Genomic DNA, 24,675 nt, shown 5'->3' with positions numbered 1-24,675 from the left:
AGTGAGGAAAATCGATGGCGGCAGATTAGTCCCCGCACTCATGCGGAAAAACGCTGGAATGGCTTTCAGTGTGTTTCACGAATCGGTCGAATTGGCCGACCGGTCAGATTGTGTCGAACAGGACACAAATTGAAACAATCAGACAAGGGAACTTATAAGGAATAATTAACGGAAGTAAATGCAAAGCATTACCATTCGCGCGATCGAATTCTTCTACCCTTTCGGATGCGCTGTTCAATGTCTGCCCCGTTCCGTCTTACGCCCGTCACCCTTGGGCTTTCTGCTTTTCTGTCCAGTGGTTTTGCCTATTCGGCGACCGAACTACCCGCCACCGCGATCAGTGCCGAAGCGCAAGTCGATGACCCGCGCGTGAAGCTCAGCAGCACCGCGACCCGCACCTCGACACCCGTGCGCTATGTGCCGCAGGCGATCGATTCGATCAAGACCTCGAACGTCGCCAACTACGGCACCAATGACATCGCCGACGCCTTGAGCGGCATGCCCAACGTCAGCAGCAGCGCCGATACTCGCTTCGACAGCCTGCGCATTCGCGGCTTTGATGCCAGCAACGATTTCTATCTCGACGGCATCCGCGACGACAGCCAATACAAGCGCGACCTGCACAACATCGAACGCGTCGAAGTGCTCAAAGGCCCGGCCGCCGTGCTGTACGGCCGAGGCAGTCAGGGCGGGATCGTCAACCGCGTGAGCAAAATGCCCGAGTTCGGTCGCCGCTCGACCATCGAAGCACAGGGTGGCAGCGAAGATTTGCGCAGTCTTTACGCTGATCTCAGCACCGACCCGAGCGAAAACATCAGCCTGCGCCTGAACATGGGCAACATGGATGAAAACAGTTTCCGCGATGGCGTCAGTGGCAATCGCCAACTGTTCGCGCCGTCGATGAGCTGGCAACTGACGCCGGATCTGCACTGGCTGGTGCAATACGAATACAGCCGCTACAACCGCACCCCGGATCGCGGCATCCCCGGCGTCAACGGGCGCCCGGCCGATGTCGGTCGTGACACCACCTACGGCAACGATCACGATTTCATCGATGACAAGTCGCAGTCCTTGCGCTCAAAACTCAGCTACGAAATCAACGACAACTGGCAACTGCGCCAGACCCTTGGCGTGTTCAAGCTCGACAGCGATTTCGACAACACCTACCTCACCGGTTACACCCCGGCGACCAACAAGGTCACGCGTCAGCACTGGCAGCAGGATCTGACCACCCGCAACGTCTACAACAACGTTGAACTCGAGGGCGGATTCGACACTTTTGGCCTTGAACATCGCCTGCTGACCGGCATCGAGATCGGCAGCCAGCACCGCGATCCAAAGCTGTATAACGCTGCAACCGGCAGAACGCCCGGCGCGCAGCCGGTGCCGTCGCTCGACCTGTACAACCCGAACCGCGATCTGCGCCACACCGGGGCCATGCAGGTTTCCAGCAGCAGCCACACCGAAGTCGAAAGCCGCGCGGTGTACGTGCAGGATCAGTTGCGTCTGAACGATCAATGGCAAGTGCTCGCCGGTCTGCGCTACGACACCTTCGATATCGAGTCGACCAACAAGCTGCGCAACATTTCTGAAGATCGCGACAGCCACAGCACCAGCCCGCGCGTCGGCCTGGTCTGGACGCCGTTGCAGAACCATTCGTTCTACGCGTCGTGGTCGAAAACGTTTTCGCCAGTGGGCGGCGGCTTGATCGGCATCACCCCAGGCGCGGCCGGCAACACCAACGACCTCAGCCCCGAATTGACCAAGCAGAAAGAGATCGGCGTGAAGAGCGACTGGTTCGATGACCGCTTGAGCACCACGCTGGCGATCTATGACCTGGAACTCTATAACCGCCGTACCACCGATCCAAACGATCCGACCTTGACCGTGATGTCCGGTCTGCAACGTTCGCGCGGGATCGAATTGACGGCCACTGGCAACATTGTCGGCAACTGGTACATGCGCGGTGGCGTTGGTATGCAGGACGCGAAGATCGAGAAGGACAACAACGGCCTGGAAGGCAAACGCATCAACAACGTCGCCAAGCACAACGGCAGCCTGTTCCTGACCTGGAAACCGGAGATGGGCTGGTATGGCGAAACCGGTCTGACCCTGGTTGGCCAGCGCTATGCCGACAACGCCAACACCACCGTGTTGCCGGGTTATGGCCGTTGGGATGCGCTGGTCGGTTACCGCTTCAAGGATTGGGATTTGCGCACAGCGCTGAACAACATCACTGATCGTGAGTACTACGCGTCGGCGACCAGCCAGTATCAGATCCAGCCGGGAGCGCCACGTAGCGTCGTGATGACCGGCACCTATTCTTTCTGATTCAACGCAAAACCTGTAGGAGTGAGCCTGCTCGCGATAGCGGTGTGTCAGTCGACATCAATATCAACTGACAAACCGCTATCGCGAGCAGGCTCACTCCTACATTGGTTTTTGTATGGTGCATAAAAAAGCGCCGCCATCCCGGCAGCGCTTTTACCAATCCCTGTTGTTTTTCTTATCCTTCCATCACAGCCCACAACGCATCCAGTTCGGCCTCGCTGAACAGGTCAGCGGGGTAACGCTCGATCATCATCCGGCGCGGATCAGGTTGCCTGATCTGACGCGTTCCATTGGACTTCAACCAGTGCGCGACAATCTGGAGCGATTCGCCGTTTACGGCCATGGGATGCAACGTCCGCTCGCTGACTACGTTCACTTCGGCGTTCATTTCAGCGCTCTCTCCCCGTTCATGAGCGGCTAAGTTATCCAAGGTTTATGACAGAACTGTTGAAGTTCTCCCCCCTCCCTAGTGCACGGGTGATGAATACAAGAGCTATGCCAAGGTTTCTGATTTGTCGACAAGCGGATACAAAGAAGCCCGCAGTCCAACCGGGCTGCGGGCTTCTGTGCATGCATAGTGAGCTAATCATTGCCCGGCTGATTTATTAATCAACTCAAGCTGTTACGACTCAACTCAATCTTTGTGCGGCGCGGGTTGCTGTTGGGTAAGGCAGTGGATATTGCCGCCACCCAGTAACAGTTCACGACCTGGCACCATCACCACTTCGTGCTGCGGGAACAGCTTCTGCAGGATTTCCTTGGCCGGCGCATCCATTGGATCGTCGAAGCTCGGCGCGATGATGCCGCCATTGACGATCAGGAAGTTCACGTAGGAACCGGCCAGGCGCACAGACGGATTGCGTTCTTGCGTGCCGTCTACCGGATCGACACCGGCGCACTCTTCTTCGGTCGCGTAGAGCGGACCCGGAATCGGCATTTTGTGCACCGTGAACGGGCGACCCTTGGCGTCGGTGCTGCTTTGCAGGACTTTCATCGCCGCCTGGCAGCGCGGGTAGTTCGGATCCTGCGGATCGTCAGTCCACGCCAACAACACTTCGCCCGGACGCACGTAGCAGCAGAAGTTATCCACATGGCCGTCGGTTTCGTCGTTGAACAAACCATCCGGCAGCCAGATGATTTTATCCACAGACAGATTGGCGCTGAGTACCGCTTCGATTTCTTCGCGGCCCAGATGCGGGTTGCGATTGCGGTTCAGCAAACACTCTTCGGTGGTGATCAGCGTGCCTTCGCCATCGACGTGAATCGAACCGCCTTCAAGCACAAAACCTTCAGTGCGATAACGCGAGCTGCGCTCGATCTCGAGGATCTTGCCGCCGACCTGCGAATCACGGTTCCACGGCGAGTACAGACCGCCGTCGAAACCGCCCCAGGCGTTGAAGTCCCAGTTCACACCGCGCACTTCGCCGCTGTTGTTGATGACGAAGGTCGGGCCGCTGTCACGTACCCAGGCGTCATCGCTGGACATTTCGACCACGCGGATATTCGGCACGTCGAGGCGTGCACGGGCGTTTTCATATTGGCCGGCGGACACGGCCACGGTTACCGGTTCAAAACGCGCGATGGCTTTGGCCACCGCGGCGTGTGCGGCTTGCGCCGGTTTGCCGCCCAGACGCCAGTTGTCCGGGCGCTCGGGCCAGATCATCCAGGTCTGCGTTTGCGGCGCCCACTCGGCCGGCATGTGAAAGCCGTCGGCACGCGGGGTACTTTTCAAGGTGGTCATCGGGATCAGGACTCCAGGGAACCGTCGAGGGTTTTCAACGCACCGTACAGGTTCGGACGGCGGTCACGGAATGAACCCCACGCGCTGCGAATGTGTTCGAGCTCGTCGAGGTTGAAAGTGTGCACAAGAATACCTTCTTCGGTTTTATTCAGCTCCTGCACTTTTTCGCCGAACTGGTTGGCGATGAACGACGAGCCGTAGAACGTGATGTCATAGCCGTCCTGTTCTTCGTTGCCGATGCGGTTGCTGGCGATCAGCGGCATCAGGTTGGCGCCGGCGTGGCCCTGTTGTACGCGCTGCCAGTGATCGCGGGACGAGATGGTCTTGTCGTGCGGCTCGCTGCCGATGGCGGTTGGGTAGAAAAGGATTTCTGCACCTTGCAGCGCCATGCTGCGTGCAGCTTCAGGGAACCACTGATCCCAGCAGATGCCCACGCCGATTTTCGCGTAACGGGTGTTCCACACTTTGAAACCGGTGTCGCCCGGGTTGAAGTAATACTTCTCGTGATAACCCGGGCCATCCGGGATGTGGCTTTTACGATAAATCCCGAGGTTGCTGCCGTCGGCATCGATGATCGCGATGCTGTTGAAACGCGCGCGGCCGGCCAGCTCGTAGAAGCTGATCGGCAGCACCACTTGTAGCTCTTTGGCGATCTTCTGGAAATGTTTGATCGCGAGGTTTTCTTCCACCGTCGTCGCCAGTTGCAGGTAGTCCGGGTTTGGCTTCTGGCAGAAGTACGGCGCCTCGAACAGCTCCTGGATCAGGATGATCTGCGCGCCTTTGGCGGCGGCTTCGCGCACCAGCCTTTCAGCGATTTCGAGGTTGGCTTGCAGATCCCAGGAACAGGCCATCTGAGTGGCGGCGACGGTAACGATACGGCTCATGAATCATCTCCGGGCAAGTGCTTCGACGGTCGACAATTCGACCGAAAAGAAAAACGCGCGCACCGGACATGAAATCGCCATGCCGGAGCAATGGCGACTTTATAGCCGATAAATATCGGCTTTAGAAGCGGATTAATAGCCTTTCGTCTAAATATACCCAACAAAAGCCGATACAAATCGAATTAGCAACCCAAAACAAATGTGGGAGCGAGCCTGCTCGCGAAGGCGATTGATCAATCAACACAGTGGTTGAATGAGAAACCGCTTTCGCGAGCAGGCTCGCTCCCACAGGGGTCAGTGTGCGTGCTTACAGACCTTCGCTGAGGACTCGATCAAGCATGTCGACAAAGAAATCCACGCTCTGGCGCGACGTCACCATCGGCGGTTTGATCTTCAGAATGTTCAGATCATCACCGGTCGGCTGCATGAAAATCCCCAACTCACGCAGGCGATCACACAGTAACGCCGTCTCCTCGGTCGCCGCTTCCAGCGTCTCGCGATTGCGGATCAGCTCAAGCCCGAGATAGAACCCGGAACCGTGCACCGCGCCCACCAGCGGATGTTTATCGATCAGCGCTTCGAGCCGCGCCTTGAAGTGGCCACCGACCACCTGCGCGTTCTCCCAGAGCTTTTCTTCTTCCATGACATCGAGCACCGCCATGCCAATCTGGCAACTGACCGGACTGCCGCCCGCCGACGAAAAGAAATAACCCTCGGCCTCCAGCGCCTCGGCAATTTCCCGCCGCGTGATGACCGCACCCAGCGGTTGACCGTTGCCCATGCCCTTGGCCATGCAGATGATGTCCGGCACCACGCCCTGCTCTTCGAAGCCCCAGAAGAAATGGCCCATGCGCCCGTACCCGACCTGCACTTCGTCGGCGATGCACACGCCGCCCTGCGCGCGTACCAACCCGTACACCTGTTTCAAATATCCCGGCGGCAGCGAGATACCGCCGGCATTGCCATACACCGGCTCGCAGATAAACCCAGCCAATTGGCGCTTCTGCTCGGCGAGCTTTTCCAGGTGATGCTCAACGCTGCGCACATAATCCGGCGCCGAGTCGAGACCGCGGAATTCACCGCGATACGTGTTTGGCGCAGGTACCGGATGCACCCAGTCCGGGCGGCTTTCCAACGCTTTCGGGTTGTCGGCGATTGACGTCGATACCGCATCGGCGCCGACCGTCCAGCCGTGATAGGCCTCAAGCACGCTGATCATGTCGCGCCCGCCGCTGTAGGCCCACGCCAGACGAATCGCCAGGTCATTGGCCTCGCTGCCGCTGTTGACCAGAAACACCCGGTCCATGCCTTCCGGCGCCAATTTCAGCAGACGCTCGGAGAATTCGGCAACCGCCGCATAGTTGAATCGCGAGTTGGTGTTGAGCAGCGACCATTGGCGCGCCGCAACCGCCGCCATGCGCGGGTGACCGTGGCCGAGCACCGCAACGTTGTTGAGCATGTCCAGATAGGAACGGCCCTGCATGTCGATCAGGTGATTGCGCCAGCCGCGTTCGATGCGCGGCGGGTCGACGTAGTAGTGCTTTTGCGTGCGGGCGAAACTGGCATCGCGGCGCTCGAGCAGGGTTTTCGCGTCCAGCTCCGGCTCGGCATCGCAGGCCAGCCCCAACAATGCCGCTGGCGATGGGCACAGCGCCTGCCAAGCCGCTGCATGCGCCGGGGTGCAAAACAACGGTGCATCAAGCTGCGCGCCCCGGCACAACTGCACCCGCAACGGGCCGCTGACCGCGCCCAGCACCTGACCTTTGACCAGCGCCGCGCCGCTGTGCAGCGACGGTGTCACGCCCCACAGCCGCAGGCTGAGTTGCGGGCCATCCAGTTGCAGCGCACCGTCAGCTGCCTGATGCACGACGCCAGCGAACGGCGCCTCCACGGCGCTGCCATCGGGCACGCGCAATTCCACGTGCAGCGGGAAGGTGTCCGGTTCAACGGCACTGTCAGGACGAGTACGCGACAGCCGGTACTGACCATAACGGCTCGCCGCCAAACCATGCGCTGCAGCCGCTTCAGTCAGCAGGCGCTGGTCGATGCCCGCCTGCTCCCAGTTGCCGGCCTCGAAATGCGGACTCAGGACACCGAGATCGATCAGGGCAAATTCACGTCCGACCAGGCCGGGCAGCAAGGGCGCAAAACCTTCGCTATCGATCACCGGCAATGCGTGACCGACGGCAGTGAGGATCGCCGCTTCCATCAGCGCCTGTGGCACCGATATCGCCACCCTGAAGATTTCCCACTCATGGCTGAGGTTGTCACGGCTGTAGGTATTCGCGGGGTCGATGCTGACCTGTTGCTCGCCACTGAGTACCAGCACCGCCGCGCGCGCGACGATCAATGGCCACAGCGCTTGCAACTCTTCGTGTTGCAGCGGGTTGACCGCGTGGTAGGCCTGCACCGCCGGCAGGATGATAAACGGATCACCATCGGCGTGATGCAACAACGCCGCACAGGTCACCGACAGATCGCTGATGCGCCAGGTGCGCACCAGATCGCCAAAGTCGATCACGCCCTGCAACTGCCAGTGACGCAGGGCATCGCGCGCCCAGACAGCGTTGTCATCGGTGATATCCATGTGGATCGCCTGCACCGGCAGTTTGCCCTGCAACGGTTGCAAGCGGCGCTCGGCCTGTTCTGCCGCATCGGCAATCAATGCGCGTTGCTGCTCATCCTTGATCACCGGCAGCAGATGGCTGATCAGTGCACTGGCGTGGCGGGCATCCCACTGCAATGTGCGCTCAAGGCCCGGATGGTCGAACCCGGCCAGCGCCAGATCCATCTCACCGCAGAGCCGGCCAAAACCCGCCACCACTTCCTGGCCCAGGTGATCGAGATGTGTCAGCGGTTGGCCGTCGATGTAATCGAGCAGACGCACGTGCACCGCTTCGCCCCCAACCTCCAGTGACAGCAGATCCTCGCCGTTATTGGCCGCGATCACCCGCGGCACCGTCACCGCCGCCTGCTCGGCCAGGTACTTGAGCCCAGCGTGCTGGGCTTGCAGCTCCACCAGGGCGTAATCGCCACGGCAGATTTTCAGCACGAACCGACCGCGCGGGCTGTCGACGCGGAAATTGAGATCCTGCTGGCTGCCAAGGGCCTGCAACGTGCCGCTGAGTCCGTAATGTTCCGCCAGCCATTGCCGGGCCTGCTCTGCAGAAACCTGCGGGCTGGGCAAACTGGCGCGATGAATCAACGTGGCGAGCGGCATGAAACGACCCCTGAAATTTTATTAGGCGCCTATATCGCCATTGCTGCGCGCTATCCGCAACCCCCAACCGTGTAAAGGCATCCGGGCTATTTGTCTTCCAGCACTCGCACCCTTCGGCACTTTGCGCAAGAATGACGGCCATTCACACCTGCCTAGGAAGCCCCCATGAATGTAATCACCACCGACCTGCCCGGTGTCTTGATCATCGAACCGAAGGTGTTCGGTGACGAGCGCGGTTTCTTCTACGAGAGTTTCAACGCCAAGGCGTTCCAGGACGCTACCGGTCTGGACACGCAATTTGTTCAGGACAACCACTCGCGCTCGCAAAAAGGCGTATTGCGTGGCCTGCATTACCAACTGCAAAACACTCAGGGCAAACTGGTCCGCGTGACCGTTGGTGAAGTACTGGATGTCGCCGTGGATATTCGCCGCAGCTCGCCGCACTTCGGCAAATCCGTGGCGGTGCGTCTTTCTGCGGAAAACCATCGTCAACTGTGGGTGCCGGAAGGTTTTGCCCATGGTTTCGTGGTGCTGAGCGAGTTCGCCGAATTCCTCTACAAGACCACCAACTACTACGACCCGTCGTCCGAGCGCAGCATTCGCTGGGATGACCCCGCTCTGGGCATCGACTGGCAGTTGGACGAAGCGCCTAAGCTGTCCGCCAAGGATCAGGTCGCAGCGTTGCTCAAGGACGCTGACGTCTTCGCCTGAGGCCGGGCATAATGCGCCTGTCCCTACAGGCGCATCTGGCTCATGAAACCAACCCTTCCCCGCAGACCTCGCTGGCGCAGCCTCGCCCTGCTGGCCCTGTGTCTGGCGCCGCTGTTGTGGCCGCTGGAACATCTGGCCGAGCGCTATTACCGCAGCGAACTGGCCGGACAGAACCGTCAGACCCTCGACCTGTACGTCGCCAACCTGCTGGGCACCCTGCACCGCTACGAAGTGTTGCCACAGATTCTCGGCGACCTGCCGGCCCTTCGCTCGGTCCTCGGCGCGCCGGACGACGGCGTTACCCAAGGCAATGCCAATCGCCTGCTGAAGAACATCGCCGCGCAGACCGGCGCCGAAGTCATGTACCTGATGGACACCAGCGGGCAAACACTGGCCGCATCGAACTGGGACAAGCACGACAGCTTTGTCGGCCGCAACTTTTCGTTCCGGCCGTATTTCAGTGAAGCCATGGCCGGACGCCTCGGTCGCTTTTTCGGTCTCGGTACCACCTCGGCCAAGCGCGGTTACTTCTTCGCCGCCGCCGTGCGCAACGGCGAAAAAATCATCGGCGTGCTGGTGATCAAGGTCGACCTCGACCACACCGAAAGCCTGTGGGGTAAAACTCCGGAACAACTGCTGGTGACCGACCACAACGGCGTGGTCATCCTCACCTCGCGTCCGGAATGGCGCTTTCGCTCGACCCGTAAATTGAGCGATGGCGAACGCTCAGCGATCACCGCCATCCAGCCCTACCCGACCCGCGAGCCACGTCCATTGAACCTCAGCCCCAGCGCGTGGCTGATTCAGACCCACGACATCGCCGAAACCGGCTGGAGCGTGAGCATCCTCGCGCCGCGCACGCTGATCGACCGTCCGGTGCGCACCGTGGTTGCAATCGGCGGCGCCACGCTGCTGGTAGTGATGCTGTTGCTCGGTCTGATGATGCAGCGCCGTCGGCATTATCTGGAACGCATCGCGTTCGAGGCCAAGGCACGCCGTGAACTGGAAGGCCGTGTGGCGGAACGCACCAGCGACCTCGAAGGCCTCAACCGACGTTTGAAAGAAGAGGTGCTGGAGCGTGAACAGGCTCAGCAGGAGCTGGTGCGCGCCCAAGATGATCTGGTCCAGGCCGGCAAGCTGTCGGCGCTGGGGACCATGTCAGCGAGCATCAGCCACGAACTCAATCAGCCGCTGGCGGCGATCCGCAGCTACGCGGAAAACGCCGAGGTGTTGCTCGATCATCAGCGCACCGACGACGCTCGCGGCAACCTCAAACTGATCAGCGAACTGACCGGGCGCATGGCCTCGATCATCGCCCACCTGCGCGCCTTCGCCCGCCGTGATCGCCACGCGCCGGAGAGCGTTGCCCTGCAACCGGCGCTCGACGATGCCTTGGCGCTGCTGGCCAAACGGCGCCGGAGCATGGAAGTCGAGCTGATCCGCGACCTGCCCGCCGCCACCCTATGGGTCGAGGCCGGGGAAACGCGTCTGCGCCAAGTGCTCGGCAACCTGCTCGCCAACGCTCTCGATGCCCTTACCGAAAAAGGCCCGCCGCGCAAACTCTGGCTGAGTGCCGAATCCACCGCCGAGGGCGTCAATCTGTACATTCGCGACAACGGCCCGGGCTTTTGCATGGAAGCCCTTGGCCGCGCCAGCGAACCCTTTTACACCACCAAGACCCGCACTCAGGGCCTTGGTCTGGGGCTGGCCATTTGTGAGACGCTGATGCGCGCCTTCGGCGGTGAACTGTCGTTCGCCAACCACAAGCAAGGTGGCGCCTTGATTACCCTGCGGCTGCGCGCCGGTGCGCCCGGGGTCAGCCTGCAACCGTCCGAGGATCGAAGTGCATGACCATCGACAATCGCATTCAGGTGGTGTTGATCGACGACGATCCGCACCTGCGTCAGGCCCTCGGCCAGACCCTGGATCTGGCCGGCCTGAAAATTCTGCCACTGTCCGAAGCCAAGGGCCTGGCCGCACAGCTTGAGCGTGACTGGCCGGGCGTGGTGGTCAGCGACATTCGCATGCCGGGCATGGATGGCCTGGAATTGCTCAGCGAACTGCACGCACAGGATCCGGAACTCCCCGTGCTGTTGATCACCGGCCACGGCGACGTGCCGCTGGCGGTACAAGCCATGCGTGCCGGCGCTTATGATTTTCTCGAGAAACCCTTCGCCAGCGATGCCCTGCTCGACAGCGTGCGCCGCGCCCTCGCTCTGCGCCGCCTAGTGCTGGACAACCGTAGCCTGCGCCTGGCCCTCAGCGACCGCAACGAACTGAGCGCGCGACTGGTCGGCCACTCGACGCCCATGCTGCGTTTGCGTGAACAGATCGGCGCGCTCGCCGCGACCAAGGCTGACGTGCTGATCCTCGGCGAAACCGGCGCCGGCAAGGAAGTCGTCGCCCGCGCACTGCACGATTTATCCAGCCGCCGAAATGGCCCGTTCGTGGCGATCAACGCTGGCGCACTGGCCGAGTCCGTGGTGGAAAGCGAACTGTTTGGCCACGAACCCGGCGCCTTCACTGGCGCGCAGAAACGTCGGATCGGTAAATTCGAATTTGCCAATGGCGGCACGCTGTTTCTCGATGAAATCGAAAGCATGAGCATGGATGTGCAGGTCAAGTTGCTGCGCATGTTGCAGGAGCGCGTGGTCGAGCGTCTGGGCGGCAATCAACTGATCCCGCTGGACATCCGCGTGATCGCCGCGACCAAGGAAGACCTACGCCAGGCCGCTGATCAGGGCCGCTTCCGCGCCGACTTGTATTACCGCCTCAACGTCGCGCCATTGCGCATTCCACCGCTGCGTGAACGTGGAGAAGATGCGTTGGTACTGTTCCAGCATTACGCCGATGAAGCCAGCGCCCGCCACGGTTTGCCGCCACATGAACTGCAGCCGGCACAACGCGCCTTGCTGCTGCGCCACACCTGGCCGGGCAACGTGCGCGAACTGCAGAATGCCGCCGAACGTTTCGCCCTCGGCCTGGAACTGGCGCTGGATAACGCTGGCACCGAAGGCGGTGGCAGCACCACGGTCGAAGTCATCACCGGAGGTCTCAGTGAGCAGGTGGAGAATTTCGAGAAGTCGCTGATCGCCGCTGAACTGGCACGCTCCCACAGTTCGGTGCGCAGCCTCGCCGAGGCCTTGGGTATTCCGCGCAAGACTCTGCATGACAAGTTGCGCAAGCATGGTCTCAACTTCGGCGACAGCAGCCATGGGGACGAGAACGAATGAGCACCGACAGTCACTATCTGGAGTCCGTGCTCCATCACGATATTCCACTGACCCGCGACATGGGCCTCAAAGTGCTCGACTGGCGCGAGCAGCAATTGAGTCTGCATTTACCGCTGGATCCGAACGTCAATCACAAGAGCACCATGTTCGGCGGCAGCCTTTACTGCGGCGCGGTGCTGGCCGGTTGGGGCTGGTTGCATTTGCGTCTGAAAGAAGAAGGAATCACCGACGGGCACATTGTGATTCAGGAGGGACAGATCCGTTATCCACTGCCCGTGACCGGCGATGCGGTAGCAATTTGCCCGGCGCCTGATGCGAAGGCGTGGAAGAGGTTTCTGGCGATGTATCGGCGTTATGGGCGGGCGCGGTTGGCGCTCGATACGCGGATCGTCAATGCGGGTAGCGATGAGGATGCGGTGAGGTTTACCGGCCAGTACGTTTTGCACCGCTGAAGATCAAAAGCCCCTCACCCTAGCCCTCTCCCAAAGGGAGAGGGGACTGACCGAGATGTCTTGCGTTGTACATCGACCTGGAAGATCGCAGCGATTATGGATTCAGCAAATCCTCGACCAGGTCAGCGCTGCTTTCCAATATCCCTCGGTCGGCTCCCTCTCCTGGGGGAGAGGGCTGGGGTGAGGGGGATTGCGGATCAGCCCACTTAACCCCGAGCCAACTCCAACAACCTGGAACGCCACGCCGCCTTCGCCGGCAGCGCCAAAAAGAACTCGTTCAACAGCGATTCCCGCGCCGGATAACAGAACGCTTCCCCGCGCAGATCCAACACCTCACCGCCCGCCCCTTCCAGCACACCTTGCGCCGCCGCCGTGTCCCACTGCGAAGTCGGTGCCAGGCGCGGATAGCAATCCGCCGCACCTTCGGCCAGCAGGCAAAATTTCAGCGAGCTGCCGATATTGGCCAATTGCAACTCGCCCAGACTCGCACTCAACCCCGCCAGCAAGCGCTCCTGCTCAGGACTGGAATGCCGACGGCTGGCCACCACGGTAAACGCCTCTCCCGGCCCCGGCACATCACGCACCTGAATCGCAACCGGCGTGCCGCCCTTGTCGCAGCGCCACGCACCAAGCCCGGCGCCGCCGACATAAAAGCGACCGTTGGTCGGCATCGACACCACGCCAAATACCACGCGACCGTTTTCGATCAGTGCAATATTCACAGTGAACTCTTCGCTGCCGCTGATGAACTCCTTGGTGCCATCCAGCGGATCCACTAACCACCAGCGCTGCCAGCCGGCGCGTACGCTCTGGGCGATGTTGGCGTCTTCTTCCGACAACACCGGAATGCTCGGATCCAGCGCCGTCAGCCCGGCAAGGATCAGATGGTGCGCGGCCAGATCAGCCGCCGTCACCGGCGAGTCATCGGACTTGGCCGTGACTTCAACGCCGGAGCGCCAGAACGGCAAAATCGCCTCGCCGGCCTGCAATGCCAGCTCAACGACCGGCGCCATCAACGGGTGGGGAAACGTCATCGATATCTCACTCATGCTGGAAAGAACCCGCGCTCGGTCAGCAGATCGCGGGTCAGATACAGTGCAGCCAACGCACGGCCTTCGGAAAATTGCGGATTGAGCGCCAGCGACGACAATTCGCGCAGGTTCACCTTATCGACGCGCATCGGTTCGGGCTCGTCGCCTTCCAGCCGCTCTTCGTACAAATCGGTAGCCAGAACGACCTGGATCTTCTGGCTCATGTAACCGGGCGATAACGACAGCTCGGTCAGATGCTCCAGTTGTCGCGCGCCAAATCCGGCTTCTTCCTTGAGTTCCCGCTCGGCTGCCGCCAATACGTCTTCGCCCGGTTCGATCAAACCTTTAGGCAAGGACAGTTCGTACTCATCGGTACCGCCGCAGTATTCCTCGACCAGCACTGCGTGTTCGGCGTCCAGCATCGCCACGATCATCACCGCGCCGTAGCCCGCACCTTTGCCGACCAGACGCTCGTAAGTGCGTTCCACGCCGTTGGAAAAGCGCAGCTTGAGTTCTTCGACGCAAAACAGGCGGCTGGTGGCGACGATCTCGCGGGCAAGTACGGTGGGTTTCTGGCGCATGCAAAGCTCCTTGGCGTGAACGCGCTACTATAACGCGGCTTTCCCGATTGTTTACGTCGGATATCTTTCTACCGCTCGAGACGTTGCCATGCCTTCATTACCGTGGTCCGACATCGATACCGTTCTGCTCGACATGGACGGCACGCTGCTGGATCTGCACTTCGACAATCACTTCTGGCTGGAACACCTGCCGCAGCGCTACGCCGAACTGCACGGGGTCAGCCGGGCCATGGCCGAGATGGAATTGCAGCCGTTGTTCGAACGCCACGCTGGCCAGTTGCAGTGGTATTGCCTGGATTTCTGGAGTGCCGAACTGAAGTTGTCGGTGCGGGAATTGAAGCAGGAAACCGCGCACCTGATTGCCTTGCGGCCGGATGCCGATACCTTTCTGGAAGCAATCAAACGTGCCGGTAAACGGGTGATCATGATCACCAACGCGCACCGCGATTCACTGTCGCTGAAGCTGGAACGGATTGAGCTGGCGCCGTATTTCGAACGGCTGATCAGCTCCCACGATTACGGTTTTCCCAAGGAAAACCCGCAGTTCTGGGATGCCTTGCAGGCAGACATCGGCTTTGATCCGTCGCGCAGTCTGTTTATCGACGATACCTTGCCGATTCTGCGCAGTGCGCGGGACTTTGGTGTCGCGCATTTGTTGGCGGTGAAGGAGCCGGATAGCCGCAAGGGGCCGAAGGACACGGCTGAGTTTGCGGCGGTTGAGGACTATCGCAATCTGATCGCAGGTCTTTGATCTTTGTAGGAGCTGCCGAAGGCTGCGATTTTTTGATCTGTTTTTTAAAAATCAAAGTCAAAAGATCGCAGCCTGCGGCAGCTCCTACAGGGGTGTTGTTTTACTCAGGAATACGCAGCGTCTGCCCCGGATAGATCTTGTCCGGATGCGACAGCAGCGGTTTGTTGGCCTCGAAGATCTTGTTGTACTGGTTGGCGTTGCCATACACAGCGAGGGAAATCGCGCTGAGGGTGTCGCCTTTTTTCACCACGACAAATTTTGCTGCAGCCACCACCGGGCCGGTCACGGTGATCTGATCATCCACGCTGCCAACCCCGGCAATATTGCCCACTGCCAGCAAAATCTTCTCTTTCTCTTCCTGACTCGCGACTTCACCGGTAACGGTCACTTTGTCGCCATCCACCGTTGCCTGCACATTCGGATTGCCCAGGCCGACCTTGCTGATGTGTTCCTTCAACTGTTCACTGGCATTGGCGTTACCCGGGGTCAGCAGATCGAGCAGCTTTTCACCGGCTTCTTTAACAAAACTAAAAAGGCTCATCGTGGTTCTCTCCATGGAATAAAGGTTCAGTCGTCCAAGCCTAGACCACCGCGGACAAACCCGGTTCCAAGCCGACCAATGACCCTGCCGCCGCGCAAGCGGTAGAATCCCCCACCCCTGCCAGCGCCTGGAGCGAAGATGGACATCAAGCAGCTGAAATTCCTCATCGCCCTCGACGAAACCCGCCACTTCGGCCAGGCCGCCGCGCGTTGCCATATCACCCAGCCCACCCTGTCGATGCGTCTACGCAGCCTCGAAGAAGAACTCGACCTGCCGCTGGTCAACCGTGGCCAGCGCTTCGAAGGCTTCACCGCGCCGGGCGAGCGGGTGCTGGCCTGGGCACGCTCGGTGATGGCGGCTTATGACGGTTTGCACGCGGAAGCAGCCGCGTGTCGCGGCAACCTGATCGGTACGCTACGGCTGGGCGTGGTGCCACTGTCGAGCTTCGATCCGCTTCCATTGATGCAACGCCTGCACAGCGCCCACCCAAACCTGCGTTTCGAAATGTCGGCGCTGAGTTCTGAGCAGATCCTCGAGCATCTGGCGAACAACCGAATCGACATCGGTGTTTCTTACCTCGACCGCCTGGATCACGAACGTTTCGAATCACTGGCATTCGACGAAACCCGCATGGGCCTGCTGTACGACCAGCGCACTTTTACCTTCGGTGAAGCTCCGTTGAGCTGGGAATCACTGATCGAACTGCCGCTGGGCATGCTCACCAGCGGCATGCACTTTCGCCAGTCCATCGACCACAACTTCCACAGCCGTGGCCTGACCCCGCAACCGTTGCTGCAAACCGATGCCGTCCATCAATTGTTACAAGCGGTACACGGCGGTTTTTGCTGCGCGATCATGCCGCTCGACGGCGGCCTGGAAAAACTCACCGACCACCTGCGCCTGCAATCGATCGAAGACGCCCAGACCCTCGCCCCGCTTGGCTTGATCATGCGCCGTGGCGCCCCACGTTCCGCGCTGGCCGAGGCCTGTTTCGCGCTGTATCAGCAATCGCCAATTGCCTCATGATCGACGGCATCTATCGATAGATCGACACTAGCGATTAGACGCGACAACTTGCCGCGCCTAGTCTTAACGTTGATCAAACCGTCGGTGATGCCATGAACGCCAAGCGCCCAGCCTGCGCGGCGCCTGCAATTGAAACGCCCGCGCCTGCCGCCAGCCAGACCTACAGTTACAGCGATTTACCCCGCGAGGCATCGGCCAGCACTGCGCTGGCTGAGGAAGTCGCGTTGGCGATCGCCTACAACGGCATCAGTCAGGCGGTGATGCTGGTGACACCGACCGACCTGGAAGACTTCATCGTCGGCTTCAGTCTAGGCAGCGGCATCATCGAGGACGCCACCGATATCTATGACCTGCAACTGACCGGTGCCGGCTCCGCGCAATACGCGCAAGTGACCATCGCCAATCGCGCGTTCTGGAACCTCAAGCAACAGCGCCGGCAAATGGCGGGTACCAGTGGTTGCGGATTGTGCGGTGTGGAAGCGGTGGAGCAGGCGTTGCCCGATCTCAAAGTCCTGGCCGGCGCAGCGTTACCGCCGATCGAATGGCTCGACGGCTTGCGCCAGCGCATCGGCGCGTTTCAGCCTTTGGGTCAGCATTGCGGCGCAGTGCATGCGGCGGTGTTCATGAACGCCAGCGGTGAATTGCTGCTCGGGCGCGAAGACATCGGCCGGCACAACGCCCTCGACAAGCTGATCGGCGGACTGATCCGCCAGAAGATATCCACAGCAGGCGGCCTGGCGATTGTCACCAGTCGTTGCAGTCTCGAATTGATCCAGAAAGTCTTGCGTGCCGGCATCCAGACCCTGGTCAGCCTGTCCGCACCCACCGGCCTTGCCGTGCAATGGGCCCGTCGACACAACCTCAATCTCATCCACCTGCCGCAGAAAAGTGCGCCGCGGGTGTATAGCCCCGCGATGGAGAATCAAGCGTGAGCCAACATCATCAAGCCGACCAGAAACCTGTCCCGCGCTACAAGCCTTACAAAGGTGCCGCCGGCGGCTGGGGTGCCCTGATCAGTGTGGCTCAGGCCTGGTTGACCAGCGACAACGCCCTGAAAAACCTGCGCATGATGCTCAAGACCAACCAGAACGGCGGCTTCGACTGCCCGGGTTGCGCCTGGGGCGATTCGCCGGAAAGCGGCATGGTCAAGTTCTGCGAGAACGGCGCGAAAGCGGTTAACTGGGAAGCCACCAAGCGCCGCGTCGATGCCAGGTTCTTCGCCAAACACAGCGTCACTTCGCTGCTGGAGCAGAGCGATTACTGGCTGGAATATCAGGGCCGTCTGACCGAGCCGATGGTCTACGACGCCGAAACCGATCGCTACAAGCCGATCAGCTGGGACGACGCCTACACCCTGATCGCCAAGCACCTGCAGAGTCTGCCGAGCCCGGATCTGGCCGAGTTCTACACCTCGGGTCGCGCCAGCAACGAGGCGGCGTATCTGTATCAGCTGTTCGTGCGCGCCTACGGCACCAACAACTTCCCTGACTGCTCGAACATGTGCCACGAGGCCAGCGGTGTGGCGTTGGCGCAAAGCGTTGGCGTCGGTAAAGGCACCGTGACCTTCGACGATTTCGAACACGCCGACGCGATTTTCGTCTGGGGCCAGAACCCCGGCACCAATCACCCACGGATGCTCGAACCGCTGCGTGAAGCGGTGAAGCGCGGTGCGCAAGTGGTGTGTATCAACCCGTTGAAGGAACGCGGTCTGGAACGTTTCCAGCACCCGCAACACCCGATCGAAATGCTCACCAACGGCGATAAACCGACCAACACCGCCTATTTCCGTCCGGCCCTCGGTGGCGACATGGCGCTGCTGCGCGGCATGGCCAAGTTCCTTCTGCAATGGGAGCGCGATGCGCAGAAGGCTGGCGAACCTGCTGTGTTCGATCACGACTTCCTCAACGCCCATAGCGCCAACGTCCTCGAGTACTTGGGCGTGGTCGATGACACGCCGTGGGAACAGATCGTCGAGCAATCCGGCTTGACCCTCGTAGAAATCGAGCAAGCTGCGCGCATGTACGCCAAGGGCAAGAACGTGATCATGTGCTGGGCGATGGGTATCACCCAGCATCGCCATTCGGTGCCGACCATCCAGGAAATCGCCAACCTGATGCTGCTGCGCGGCAATATCGGCAAACCGGGCGCCGGCCTGTGCCCGGTGCGCGGCCACAGTAACGTGCAGGGCGACCGCACGATGGGCATCAACGAGCGTCCGCCGGTGGCGTTCCTCGATTCGCTGGAACGTCGCTTCCAGTTCAAGGTGCCACGCCACAACGGCCACAACGTGGTCGAAGCGATCCACGCGATGGCCGAAGGTCGCGCCAAAGTCTTTATCGGTCTGGGCGGCAACTTCGCCCAAGCCACGCCAGACAGCCCGCGCACGTTCGCCGCACTGAGCAATTGCGACCTGACCGTGCAGATCAGCACCAAGCTCAACCGCAGCCATCTGGCTCACGGCAAGGACGCGCTGATCCTGCCGTGCCTTGGTCGTACCGACATCGACATCCAGACCGAAGGCCCGCAAGCGGTCACCGTGGAAGACTCGTTCAGCATGGTTCACGCCTCCAACGGTCAGTTGCAGCCGCTGTCGAACCAGATGCGTTCGGAGCCGTCGATCATTGCCGGTATCGCTGCTGCCACACTGGGCAGCAAACCGGTGGACTGGAACTGGCTGGTGGCCGATTACGGGCGCATCCGCGAACTGATCGCCGACACCATTCCCAACTTCAAAGCGTTCAACGAGAAGATCAAGAACCCGGGCGGTTTCTACCTCGGCAACAGCGCCGGCGCACGCAAGTGGAACACGCCGTCGGGCCGCGCCAACTTCCGCGCCAACATGCTGCCGAAAGATCTGGTGCACGAGCGCACCCGCGCCACCGGACAACTGCCGGATCTGATCCTGCAATCGATGCGCTCCCACGATCAGTACAACACGACGATTTATGGTCTCGACGACCGTTATCGCGGGGTGAAAGGTCAGCGCGATGTGTTGTTCGCCAATGAGGCGGACATCATTCGACTTGGCTTCCGTCCGGGGCAGAAGGCTGACATTGTTTCGATATGGGACGACGGTCGTGAGCGTCGGGTGAAGGGCTTCACCTTGCTGGCGTTTGATATTCCAGCGGGCCAAGCGGCGGCTTATTACCCGGAAGTGAATCCGCTCGTGCCGCTGGAGAGCACTGGGGATGGCAGCCATACGCCGACGTCGAAGTTCATTGCAATTCGGCTGGAAGCGGCGAGTGAGACCGGGTTGATCATGGCCAAGTCTGCTTAATCCAAAATCAAAAGATCGCAGCCTTCGGCAGCTCCTACACCGATTCCTGTAGGAGCTGCCGAAGGCTGCGATCTTTTCGCTTCTGCTTTTCAAACGGCCACAAAAAAGGCCGCTTTTTCACAAAAACGGCCTGTCCGAAGTAGCTAAAGACCGGCGAAAAACGGTTAAGTTCCGGTGAAAAAACAGCAACTTGCAAAATTGTATACAAGTCGTGTTATTCGTCGGATTTCGATTGTCACGCTTGTCACACAGCCTCAGGATCGGCGCCGTCATCCCTTTGAGGCTCATCTATGAAGTTCTCCTCGATTCTCTTGTTGTCCCTTGGCCTGGTCAGTGGTTTTGCTTCCGCAGGCGGCACCACCGAAGCAGGTGTGGGCGGCGCATTGGGCGGGGTTCTTGGCTCGGTCGTCGGTCAGTCCTTAGGCGGCAATACAGGTTCCACTATCGGCGCAGCCTTGGGCGGCGCGGGTGGTAGTGCGGTCGGCGCCGACAAACGCAGCCGTGGCGAAGCCGCCATTGGTGGTGCGCTGGGCGCAGCCGGCGGTAACGTAGTCGGCCGCAGCATGGGCGGCACCACCGGCAGCCTGATCGGCTCCGCAGCAGGTGGCGGCGCCGGTGGCGCGCTGGGCAACTACATGGGTAACAAAAGTGATGACGATGATCGTCATTACGATCGCGGTCGTGACCGTGACCGTGGTTATTACCGCGACCGTCACCCGGGCCGCGGCCACGCTTACGGCCATCGCAAACATCACAAGCACTATCGCGACTGAGGCCTCAAACACCTCGCTGGCCGGTAAAGCAAAATCGCAGCCCAAGGGCTGCGATTTTTTTTGCCGTTTACACCACCAGGTATTCCAAGGCCTGCCGCAGTTCGGCAGGAATCGGCACCGGCTGATTACTCGCCCGATCGACGAATACGTGAACGAAGCGCCCGGCCGCACACGCCTCGCTTTCACCGACCTTGAACACCGCCAATTCGTACTGCACCGAACTGTTGCCCAACTTGCCGACTCGCAGACCGATCTCGATCAGATCCGGAAAGGCGATCGAGGCAAAGTAATCACACGCCGAACTGACCACAAACCCCACCACCTCGCCGTCATGGATATCCAGACCACCGACCTGAATCAGGTAGGTGTTCACCGCCGTGTCGAAGAAGCTGTAGTAGGTGACATTGTTGACGTGACCGTAGGCGTCGTTGTCGTGCCAGCGTGTGGTGATGGGCTGGAAGTGGGGGTAGTCGGTGCGTTGTGGCATCGGGTTGGACATTGCTCAACAATCCCTGAAGTTAATGGGCGAGTCTAATTCAAAATCGCGCCGCACCCTTCGCGAGCAGGCTCGCTCCCAAATTGAAATGCGCTCTCCTGTGGGAGCGAGCCTGCTCGCGAAGGCGTCAGCACCGCCGCCAGACTTAACGATCAGCAAACCCCTGCCCTTGCGCCGCCAACTCACCAATCAACCGCGCCGGTTTCCACTGATCGCCCTGCCGCGTCTCCAGCGCCAGTAAACGCTGATGAATAACCGCGAGCCCTTGCTGATCCGCCCAGGCCATCGGCCCGCCCTTGTCCGCCGGGAAGCCGTAGCCATTCAGATACACCAGATCGATGTCATGCGCAGACTCGGCAATGCCTTCCTGCAAAATCTTCGCGCCTTCATTGACCAACGCCAGCAAACTGCGCTCCAGAATCTCCTCCGGACCAATCTCACGGCGCTGGAAGCCCAGCCCTTCGCTGACCTGCAACACCAGCGCATCGACCTCAGGATCGTGCTCAGCCTGACGACTGCCCGGTTCGTAATGGTAATAACCGTTGCCGGACTTCTGGCCGAACCGGCCCATCTCGCACAAACGGTTATCTACCTGAACCTCCGGCGCATCCTGCCCCTTGCCGGCCAACTCGCGTGCACGCCACTCCAGATCGATGCCGACTACGTCGTACATGCGGAACGGCCCCATGGCAAAACCGAAACCTTGCAGCGCTGCGTCGACCTGCTGTGGATAAGCGCCTTCGAGCAACATCTTGCGCGCCTCCAGCACATACGGATGCAGCATGCGGTTGCCGATAAAACCGTGACAGTTGCCCGACACCACACTGACCTTGCCCATGCGCTTGCCCAGAGCCAGCGCCGCTTCCAGCACCGCCGCCGAAGTCTGCGCACCGCGCACGATTTCCAGCAGTTTCATGATGTGCGCCGGGCTGAAGAAATGCAGCCCCAACACTTGCTCCGGGCGCCGGGTCGCAGCAGCAATCGCATCGATGTCCAGCGCCGAGGTATTACTCGCCAACAGCGCCTCAGGCTTGAGCAAACCATCCAGCTCACGAAAGATCTTCTGCTTCAGCTCAAGATTTTCGTACACCGCCTCGATCACCAGATCGACATTGCGAATCGCCGCGTAATCCGCCGCCGCACTGACCCGTGCGATACGCGCATCCGCCTCGGCCTGATCAATCCGGCCTTGGCGAACGTTGTGTGCATAAGTATCGGCCACGGTGGCGAGCGCCTGCTCAAGCATCTGTGGATTGTTATCCACCCACTGCACGCTCACCCCGGCATTGGCCAGGCACATGACAATGCCACGGCCCATGGTGCCCGCACCGATCACGGCGGCCTGCTGAATATCGAAGGATATCTGGCTCATGTTGTTCTCTTGTTGGCGATCCAAAGACAGACCTCAACCATAGTCAGCCAGCGACGTTTTTTGAAGTTTATTACCGTGATGATCGACATTCAGCGGATGGATACAGCCCCGCCTTGATGACACTTGATGTAGGAGCTGCCGAAGGCTGCGATCTTTTGATGCTGACTTTTTCAAGAGCAAAAGATCGCAGCCTTCGGCAGCTCCTACAACGATCAGAGGTGCTCTTGCGCCCAACTGCGGACTTCGCCGTAGGGATATTCCTCCAACGCCGCAAACCCGGGAATCGCTCGCGCCTTGAGCTTGGTGAACAACGGCACGCTGATCCCGCACAGGAAACGCGTCACCCGCTCCGCCGACGGAATCACCCCGGTGTGCTGCTCATGCCTGTGGATAAAATCACCACACAGCGCCGCGAAGTTTTTATCCACAAGCGCTGGCAACTCCGGTGGTGCCGGCAACCGTGCAACCTGGCCATGACACACCGAGCAATGCCCACACCGCTCAGGCGCATTGCGATCCCCGAAATACTCGGCCAGGCGATAACCCAGACAACGCTCGGTGGCAAAAACCTCAAGCATCGCGTGGATGCGCGCCACTTCGGCCTGCTCATGCCGGGTGAAATATTCATGCAGCTCGACGCTCAGGGCATCGCTGTCAAAGTCACTATTCAGCAGGCTGTAGACCTCGGTCATCTGCTTGCTTTCCAGTTCGACCCAGCCCTTTTCCTGGAAGTAATCCAGCGCCTTCACTACCCGATTGCGCTCAGCGGAATACTGCGAGTACATCGCCTCGAAATTCACCGTGGCCCAAGTGCGCGCACGAGGCGAGGTTTGAATGATCGCGCCGACAAAATCCCTGCGCTCACCGTCGAAGCGCTCAAGCAGCGCTTCGGGTTCCAGCAGGTATTTGAAACGGTATTCGGCGTAATAGGCGTAGCGCGGCGCGATCAAACCGCGCAGTTCCAGTTGTACCAGCAAGGTCTTCAGCGGCAGTGCGCGAATGTTGCTCTGATCCGCCAGTGGACCGAGCAGAAACTCCCATTGTCCTTCCGGTACCGAGGCCTTTAGCTCATCGAGTACATAGCGAATGCCGTCGCGCTCCGGCGTATCGCCGTAGACGAAGTTTTCCAGCACATTGAGACTGTCGCGATTGGCCAATACCAGACAATCCGACGGCTGCCCGTCACGGCCGGCGCGGCCGATTTCCTGACTGTAGTTTTCGATGGATTTGGGCAGGTCGAAGTGCACGACATTGCGGATGTCACTCTTGTCGATGCCCATGCCGAATGCGATGGTCGCGACGATGCAATTGGACTGCCCGGCCATGAAGCGTTTCTGGATCGCTTCGCGTTTGTCGTGGGCTAAACCGGCGTGATAGGCCTCGGCCTGAATGCCGTTGCGCTCAAGGTGCTCGGCGATGTGCTCAGCAGTTTTCTGCAAGGTCACGTAGACGATACTCGGCTGCCCCGCACGCTCGGTCATCCACTCGACCAGACGCCGGCGCTTGTCCTGACCACGTACCGGTTCCACCAGCAGATTGAGGTTTGGCCGATAGAAACCGGTGGTCACCACATCGTCAGCGGCGATAGCGAATTTGGCCTGCATGTCGGCGATGACTTTCGGCGTTGCGGTGGCCGTCAGGAGCAAAGTTTGCGGGATGTTGAACTGGCGCTGATAGTCCGGCAGCTTGAGATAATCGGGCCGGAAGTTGTGGCCCCATTCCGAGATGCAATGCGCCTCGTCCACCACCAGCAGCGAGATCGGCACCTGCTGCAGAAAGTTGCGGAAACGCTCGTTCTTCAAGCGCTCCACCGAGATCATCAAAATCTTCAATTCACCCGAACGGGCGCGGGCCATCACGTCATTGGCATCATCGCGACTCTGCGCCGAATCGATGCTGCCGGCCGAGATCCCGTGACGTTGCAGAAAGGCCAGTTGATCCTGCATCAGCGCCAATAATGGTGACACCACCAACGTCAGGTGCGGCAGCATCAGCGCCGGCAATTGATAACAAATCGACTTGCCGGAACCGGTAGGAAAAATCGCCGCCGCCGAGCGCCCGGCCAGCACCGCACTGATCGCGGCTTCTTGCCCGGGTCGAAACTGTGGAAAACCAAAAACCTGTTCCAGGGTGTTGTGCATTCGCTGTCACTCCATTGACTGCTGCCATGCCAACAGCCTAGCGGGCGATCGCAGCGAGTCGAGAAAAGGTCGGGGCCAAATCGATTCGGAATGATACAGCGATTACTTGAACAC

Annotated in this window: 20 protein-coding genes; 10 read left to right on the top strand and 10 right to left on the bottom strand. The window is 60.1% G+C overall.

Going from position 1 to position 24,675, the window contains the following annotated elements; translation table 11 throughout:
• Positions 1-237: 237 nt before the first annotated feature.
• On the top strand, positions 238-2,331 hold the full coding sequence (locus PspR84_RS01485; protein WP_160054796.1) for a TonB-dependent siderophore receptor: 2,094 nt from the start codon (positions 238-240) through the stop codon (positions 2,329-2,331).
• A 175-nt stretch (positions 2,332-2,506) separates the two neighbouring features.
• Here PspR84_RS01485 and PspR84_RS01480 read toward each other — a convergent pair whose 3' ends face one another.
• From PspR84_RS01480 to PspR84_RS01465, 4 genes are all read right to left on the bottom strand, one after another.
• Complete coding sequence (locus tag PspR84_RS01480; RefSeq protein ID WP_016986304.1) at positions 2,507-2,719, bottom strand: hypothetical protein; 213 nt, start codon at positions 2,717-2,719, stop codon at positions 2,507-2,509.
• Between the two features lie 246 nt (positions 2,720-2,965).
• Positions 2,966-4,072 (bottom strand): agmatine deiminase, encoded by a 1,107-nt coding sequence (gene aguA, locus PspR84_RS01475; RefSeq protein WP_160054794.1) that lies wholly within the window; start codon positions 4,070-4,072, stop codon positions 2,966-2,968.
• A 5-nt stretch (positions 4,073-4,077) separates the two neighbouring features.
• Positions 4,078-4,956, bottom strand: coding sequence for an N-carbamoylputrescine amidase (gene aguB / locus PspR84_RS01470; protein ID WP_160054792.1), 879 nt, complete (start codon positions 4,954-4,956; stop codon positions 4,078-4,080).
• Positions 4,957-5,263: 307 nt separating this feature from the next.
• Positions 5,264-8,176: an aminotransferase gene (locus PspR84_RS01465; protein WP_160054790.1), complete on the bottom strand. Its 2,913-nt coding sequence runs from the start codon at positions 8,174-8,176 to the stop codon at positions 5,264-5,266.
• Positions 8,177-8,341: 165 nt separating this feature from the next.
• Between PspR84_RS01465 and rfbC the strand changes: the two genes are divergently transcribed.
• The 4 genes from rfbC to PspR84_RS01445 are packed head-to-tail and all read left to right on the top strand — an operon-like array spanning position 8,342 to position 12,572.
• A complete protein-coding gene (gene rfbC, locus PspR84_RS01460) occupies positions 8,342-8,887 on the top strand; it encodes a dTDP-4-dehydrorhamnose 3,5-epimerase (RefSeq protein WP_160054788.1) in 546 nt (181 codons plus the stop codon).
• A gap of 42 nt (positions 8,888-8,929) precedes the next feature.
• A complete protein-coding gene (locus tag PspR84_RS01455) occupies positions 8,930-10,738 on the top strand; it encodes an ATP-binding protein (RefSeq protein ID WP_134176222.1) in 1,809 nt (602 codons plus the stop codon).
• Positions 10,735-12,120 (top strand): sigma-54 dependent transcriptional regulator, encoded by a 1,386-nt coding sequence (locus tag PspR84_RS01450; protein WP_160054786.1) that lies wholly within the window; start codon positions 10,735-10,737, stop codon positions 12,118-12,120. The genes PspR84_RS01455 and PspR84_RS01450 overlap by 4 nt, the downstream gene beginning before the upstream one ends.
• Positions 12,117-12,572, top strand: a complete 456-nt coding sequence (locus PspR84_RS01445) for a YiiD C-terminal domain-containing protein (protein ID WP_160054784.1) — start codon at positions 12,117-12,119, stop codon at positions 12,570-12,572. Before PspR84_RS01450 ends, PspR84_RS01445 begins: the two co-directional genes overlap by 4 nt.
• A gap of 206 nt (positions 12,573-12,778) precedes the next feature.
• Here PspR84_RS01445 and cysQ read toward each other — a convergent pair whose 3' ends face one another.
• Both cysQ and nudE read right to left on the bottom strand, forming a co-directional pair.
• Entirely contained in the window at positions 12,779-13,606 is an 828-nt protein-coding gene (gene cysQ, locus PspR84_RS01440; protein ID WP_160054782.1) for a 3'(2'),5'-bisphosphate nucleotidase CysQ, read from the bottom strand.
• A gap of 11 nt (positions 13,607-13,617) precedes the next feature.
• Positions 13,618-14,184, bottom strand: a complete 567-nt coding sequence (gene nudE / locus PspR84_RS01435) for an ADP compounds hydrolase NudE (RefSeq protein WP_034151897.1) — start codon at positions 14,182-14,184, stop codon at positions 13,618-13,620.
• 88 nt (positions 14,185-14,272) lie between these two features.
• Between nudE and yrfG the strand changes: the two genes are divergently transcribed.
• Positions 14,273-14,935 carry a GMP/IMP nucleotidase gene (gene yrfG / locus PspR84_RS01430; RefSeq protein ID WP_160054780.1) on the top strand — a complete coding sequence of 221 codons (663 nt, stop codon included), beginning with the start codon at positions 14,273-14,275 and terminating at the stop codon, positions 14,933-14,935.
• 100 nt (positions 14,936-15,035) lie between these two features.
• On the opposite strand, the gene lysM is transcribed toward yrfG, so the two are convergent.
• Positions 15,036-15,476: a peptidoglycan-binding protein LysM gene (gene lysM / locus PspR84_RS01425; protein WP_160054778.1), complete on the bottom strand. Its 441-nt coding sequence runs from the start codon at positions 15,474-15,476 to the stop codon at positions 15,036-15,038.
• 138 nt (positions 15,477-15,614) lie between these two features.
• On the opposite strand from lysM, the gene PspR84_RS01420 reads away from it, so the two are divergent.
• From PspR84_RS01420 to PspR84_RS01405, 4 genes are all read left to right on the top strand, one after another.
• Positions 15,615-16,502: a LysR family transcriptional regulator gene (locus PspR84_RS01420; protein ID WP_160054776.1), complete on the top strand. Its 888-nt coding sequence runs from the start codon at positions 15,615-15,617 to the stop codon at positions 16,500-16,502.
• Positions 16,503-16,594: 92 nt separating this feature from the next.
• Positions 16,595-17,434 (top strand): formate dehydrogenase accessory sulfurtransferase FdhD, encoded by an 840-nt coding sequence (gene fdhD / locus PspR84_RS01415; RefSeq protein ID WP_160054774.1) that lies wholly within the window; start codon positions 16,595-16,597, stop codon positions 17,432-17,434.
• Positions 17,431-19,779, top strand: a complete 2,349-nt coding sequence (locus PspR84_RS01410) for an FdhF/YdeP family oxidoreductase (RefSeq protein WP_160054772.1) — start codon at positions 17,431-17,433, stop codon at positions 19,777-19,779. Before fdhD ends, PspR84_RS01410 begins: the two co-directional genes overlap by 4 nt.
• A gap of 290 nt (positions 19,780-20,069) precedes the next feature.
• Positions 20,070-20,552, top strand: a complete 483-nt coding sequence (locus tag PspR84_RS01405) for a glycine zipper domain-containing protein (protein ID WP_160054770.1) — start codon at positions 20,070-20,072, stop codon at positions 20,550-20,552.
• A 67-nt stretch (positions 20,553-20,619) separates the two neighbouring features.
• On the opposite strand, the gene PspR84_RS01400 is transcribed toward PspR84_RS01405, so the two are convergent.
• From PspR84_RS01400 to PspR84_RS01390, 3 genes are all read right to left on the bottom strand, one after another.
• Complete coding sequence (locus tag PspR84_RS01400) at positions 20,620-21,051, bottom strand: thioesterase family protein (protein ID WP_122594019.1); 432 nt, start codon at positions 21,049-21,051, stop codon at positions 20,620-20,622.
• 142 nt (positions 21,052-21,193) lie between these two features.
• Entirely contained in the window at positions 21,194-22,420 is a 1,227-nt protein-coding gene (locus PspR84_RS01395) for a 3-hydroxyacyl-CoA dehydrogenase (RefSeq protein WP_160054768.1), read from the bottom strand.
• Between the two features lie 212 nt (positions 22,421-22,632).
• Entirely contained in the window at positions 22,633-24,561 is a 1,929-nt protein-coding gene (locus PspR84_RS01390; RefSeq protein WP_160054766.1) for an ATP-dependent DNA helicase RecQ, read from the bottom strand.
• Positions 24,562-24,675: the final 114 nt, after the last annotated feature.

Origin of the sequence: Pseudomonas sp. R84 (assembly GCF_009834515.1) — a bacterium.
In the GTDB taxonomy this organism is placed as follows: domain Bacteria; phylum Pseudomonadota; class Gammaproteobacteria; order Pseudomonadales; family Pseudomonadaceae; genus Aquipseudomonas.
The sequence above is the reverse complement of the archived record's forward strand: the minus strand, read 5'-3'. Positions and strand labels throughout refer to the sequence as shown.

Excerpts from the sequence above, each read along its gene's own strand:
- PspR84_RS01485 (WP_160054796.1), top strand. The coding sequence starts at position 238 with ATGTCTGCCCCGTTCCGTCTTACGCCCGTCACCCTTGGGCTTTCTGCT.
- PspR84_RS01480 (WP_016986304.1), bottom strand. The coding sequence starts at position 2,719 with ATGAACGCCGAAGTGAACGTAGTCAGCGAGCGGACGTTGCATCCCATG.
- aguA (WP_160054794.1), bottom strand. The coding sequence starts at position 4,072 with ATGACCACCTTGAAAAGTACCCCGCGTGCCGACGGCTTTCACATGCCG.
- aguB (WP_160054792.1), bottom strand. The coding sequence starts at position 4,956 with ATGAGCCGTATCGTTACCGTCGCCGCCACTCAGATGGCCTGTTCCTGG.
- PspR84_RS01465 (WP_160054790.1), bottom strand. The coding sequence starts at position 8,176 with ATGCCGCTCGCCACGTTGATTCATCGCGCCAGTTTGCCCAGCCCGCAG.
- rfbC (WP_160054788.1), top strand. The coding sequence starts at position 8,342 with ATGAATGTAATCACCACCGACCTGCCCGGTGTCTTGATCATCGAACCG.
- PspR84_RS01455 (WP_134176222.1), top strand. The coding sequence starts at position 8,930 with ATGAAACCAACCCTTCCCCGCAGACCTCGCTGGCGCAGCCTCGCCCTG.
- PspR84_RS01450 (WP_160054786.1), top strand. The coding sequence starts at position 10,735 with ATGACCATCGACAATCGCATTCAGGTGGTGTTGATCGACGACGATCCG.
- PspR84_RS01445 (WP_160054784.1), top strand. The coding sequence starts at position 12,117 with ATGAGCACCGACAGTCACTATCTGGAGTCCGTGCTCCATCACGATATT.
- cysQ (WP_160054782.1), bottom strand. The coding sequence starts at position 13,606 with ATGACGTTTCCCCACCCGTTGATGGCGCCGGTCGTTGAGCTGGCATTG.
- nudE (WP_034151897.1), bottom strand. The coding sequence starts at position 14,184 with ATGCGCCAGAAACCCACCGTACTTGCCCGCGAGATCGTCGCCACCAGC.
- yrfG (WP_160054780.1), top strand. The coding sequence starts at position 14,273 with ATGCCTTCATTACCGTGGTCCGACATCGATACCGTTCTGCTCGACATG.
- lysM (WP_160054778.1), bottom strand. The coding sequence starts at position 15,476 with ATGAGCCTTTTTAGTTTTGTTAAAGAAGCCGGTGAAAAGCTGCTCGAT.
- PspR84_RS01420 (WP_160054776.1), top strand. The coding sequence starts at position 15,615 with ATGGACATCAAGCAGCTGAAATTCCTCATCGCCCTCGACGAAACCCGC.
- fdhD (WP_160054774.1), top strand. The coding sequence starts at position 16,595 with ATGAACGCCAAGCGCCCAGCCTGCGCGGCGCCTGCAATTGAAACGCCC.
- PspR84_RS01405 (WP_160054770.1), top strand. The coding sequence starts at position 20,070 with ATGAAGTTCTCCTCGATTCTCTTGTTGTCCCTTGGCCTGGTCAGTGGT.
- PspR84_RS01400 (WP_122594019.1), bottom strand. The coding sequence starts at position 21,051 with ATGTCCAACCCGATGCCACAACGCACCGACTACCCCCACTTCCAGCCC.
- PspR84_RS01395 (WP_160054768.1), bottom strand. The coding sequence starts at position 22,420 with ATGAGCCAGATATCCTTCGATATTCAGCAGGCCGCCGTGATCGGTGCG.
- PspR84_RS01390 (WP_160054766.1), bottom strand. The coding sequence starts at position 24,561 with ATGCACAACACCCTGGAACAGGTTTTTGGTTTTCCACAGTTTCGACCC.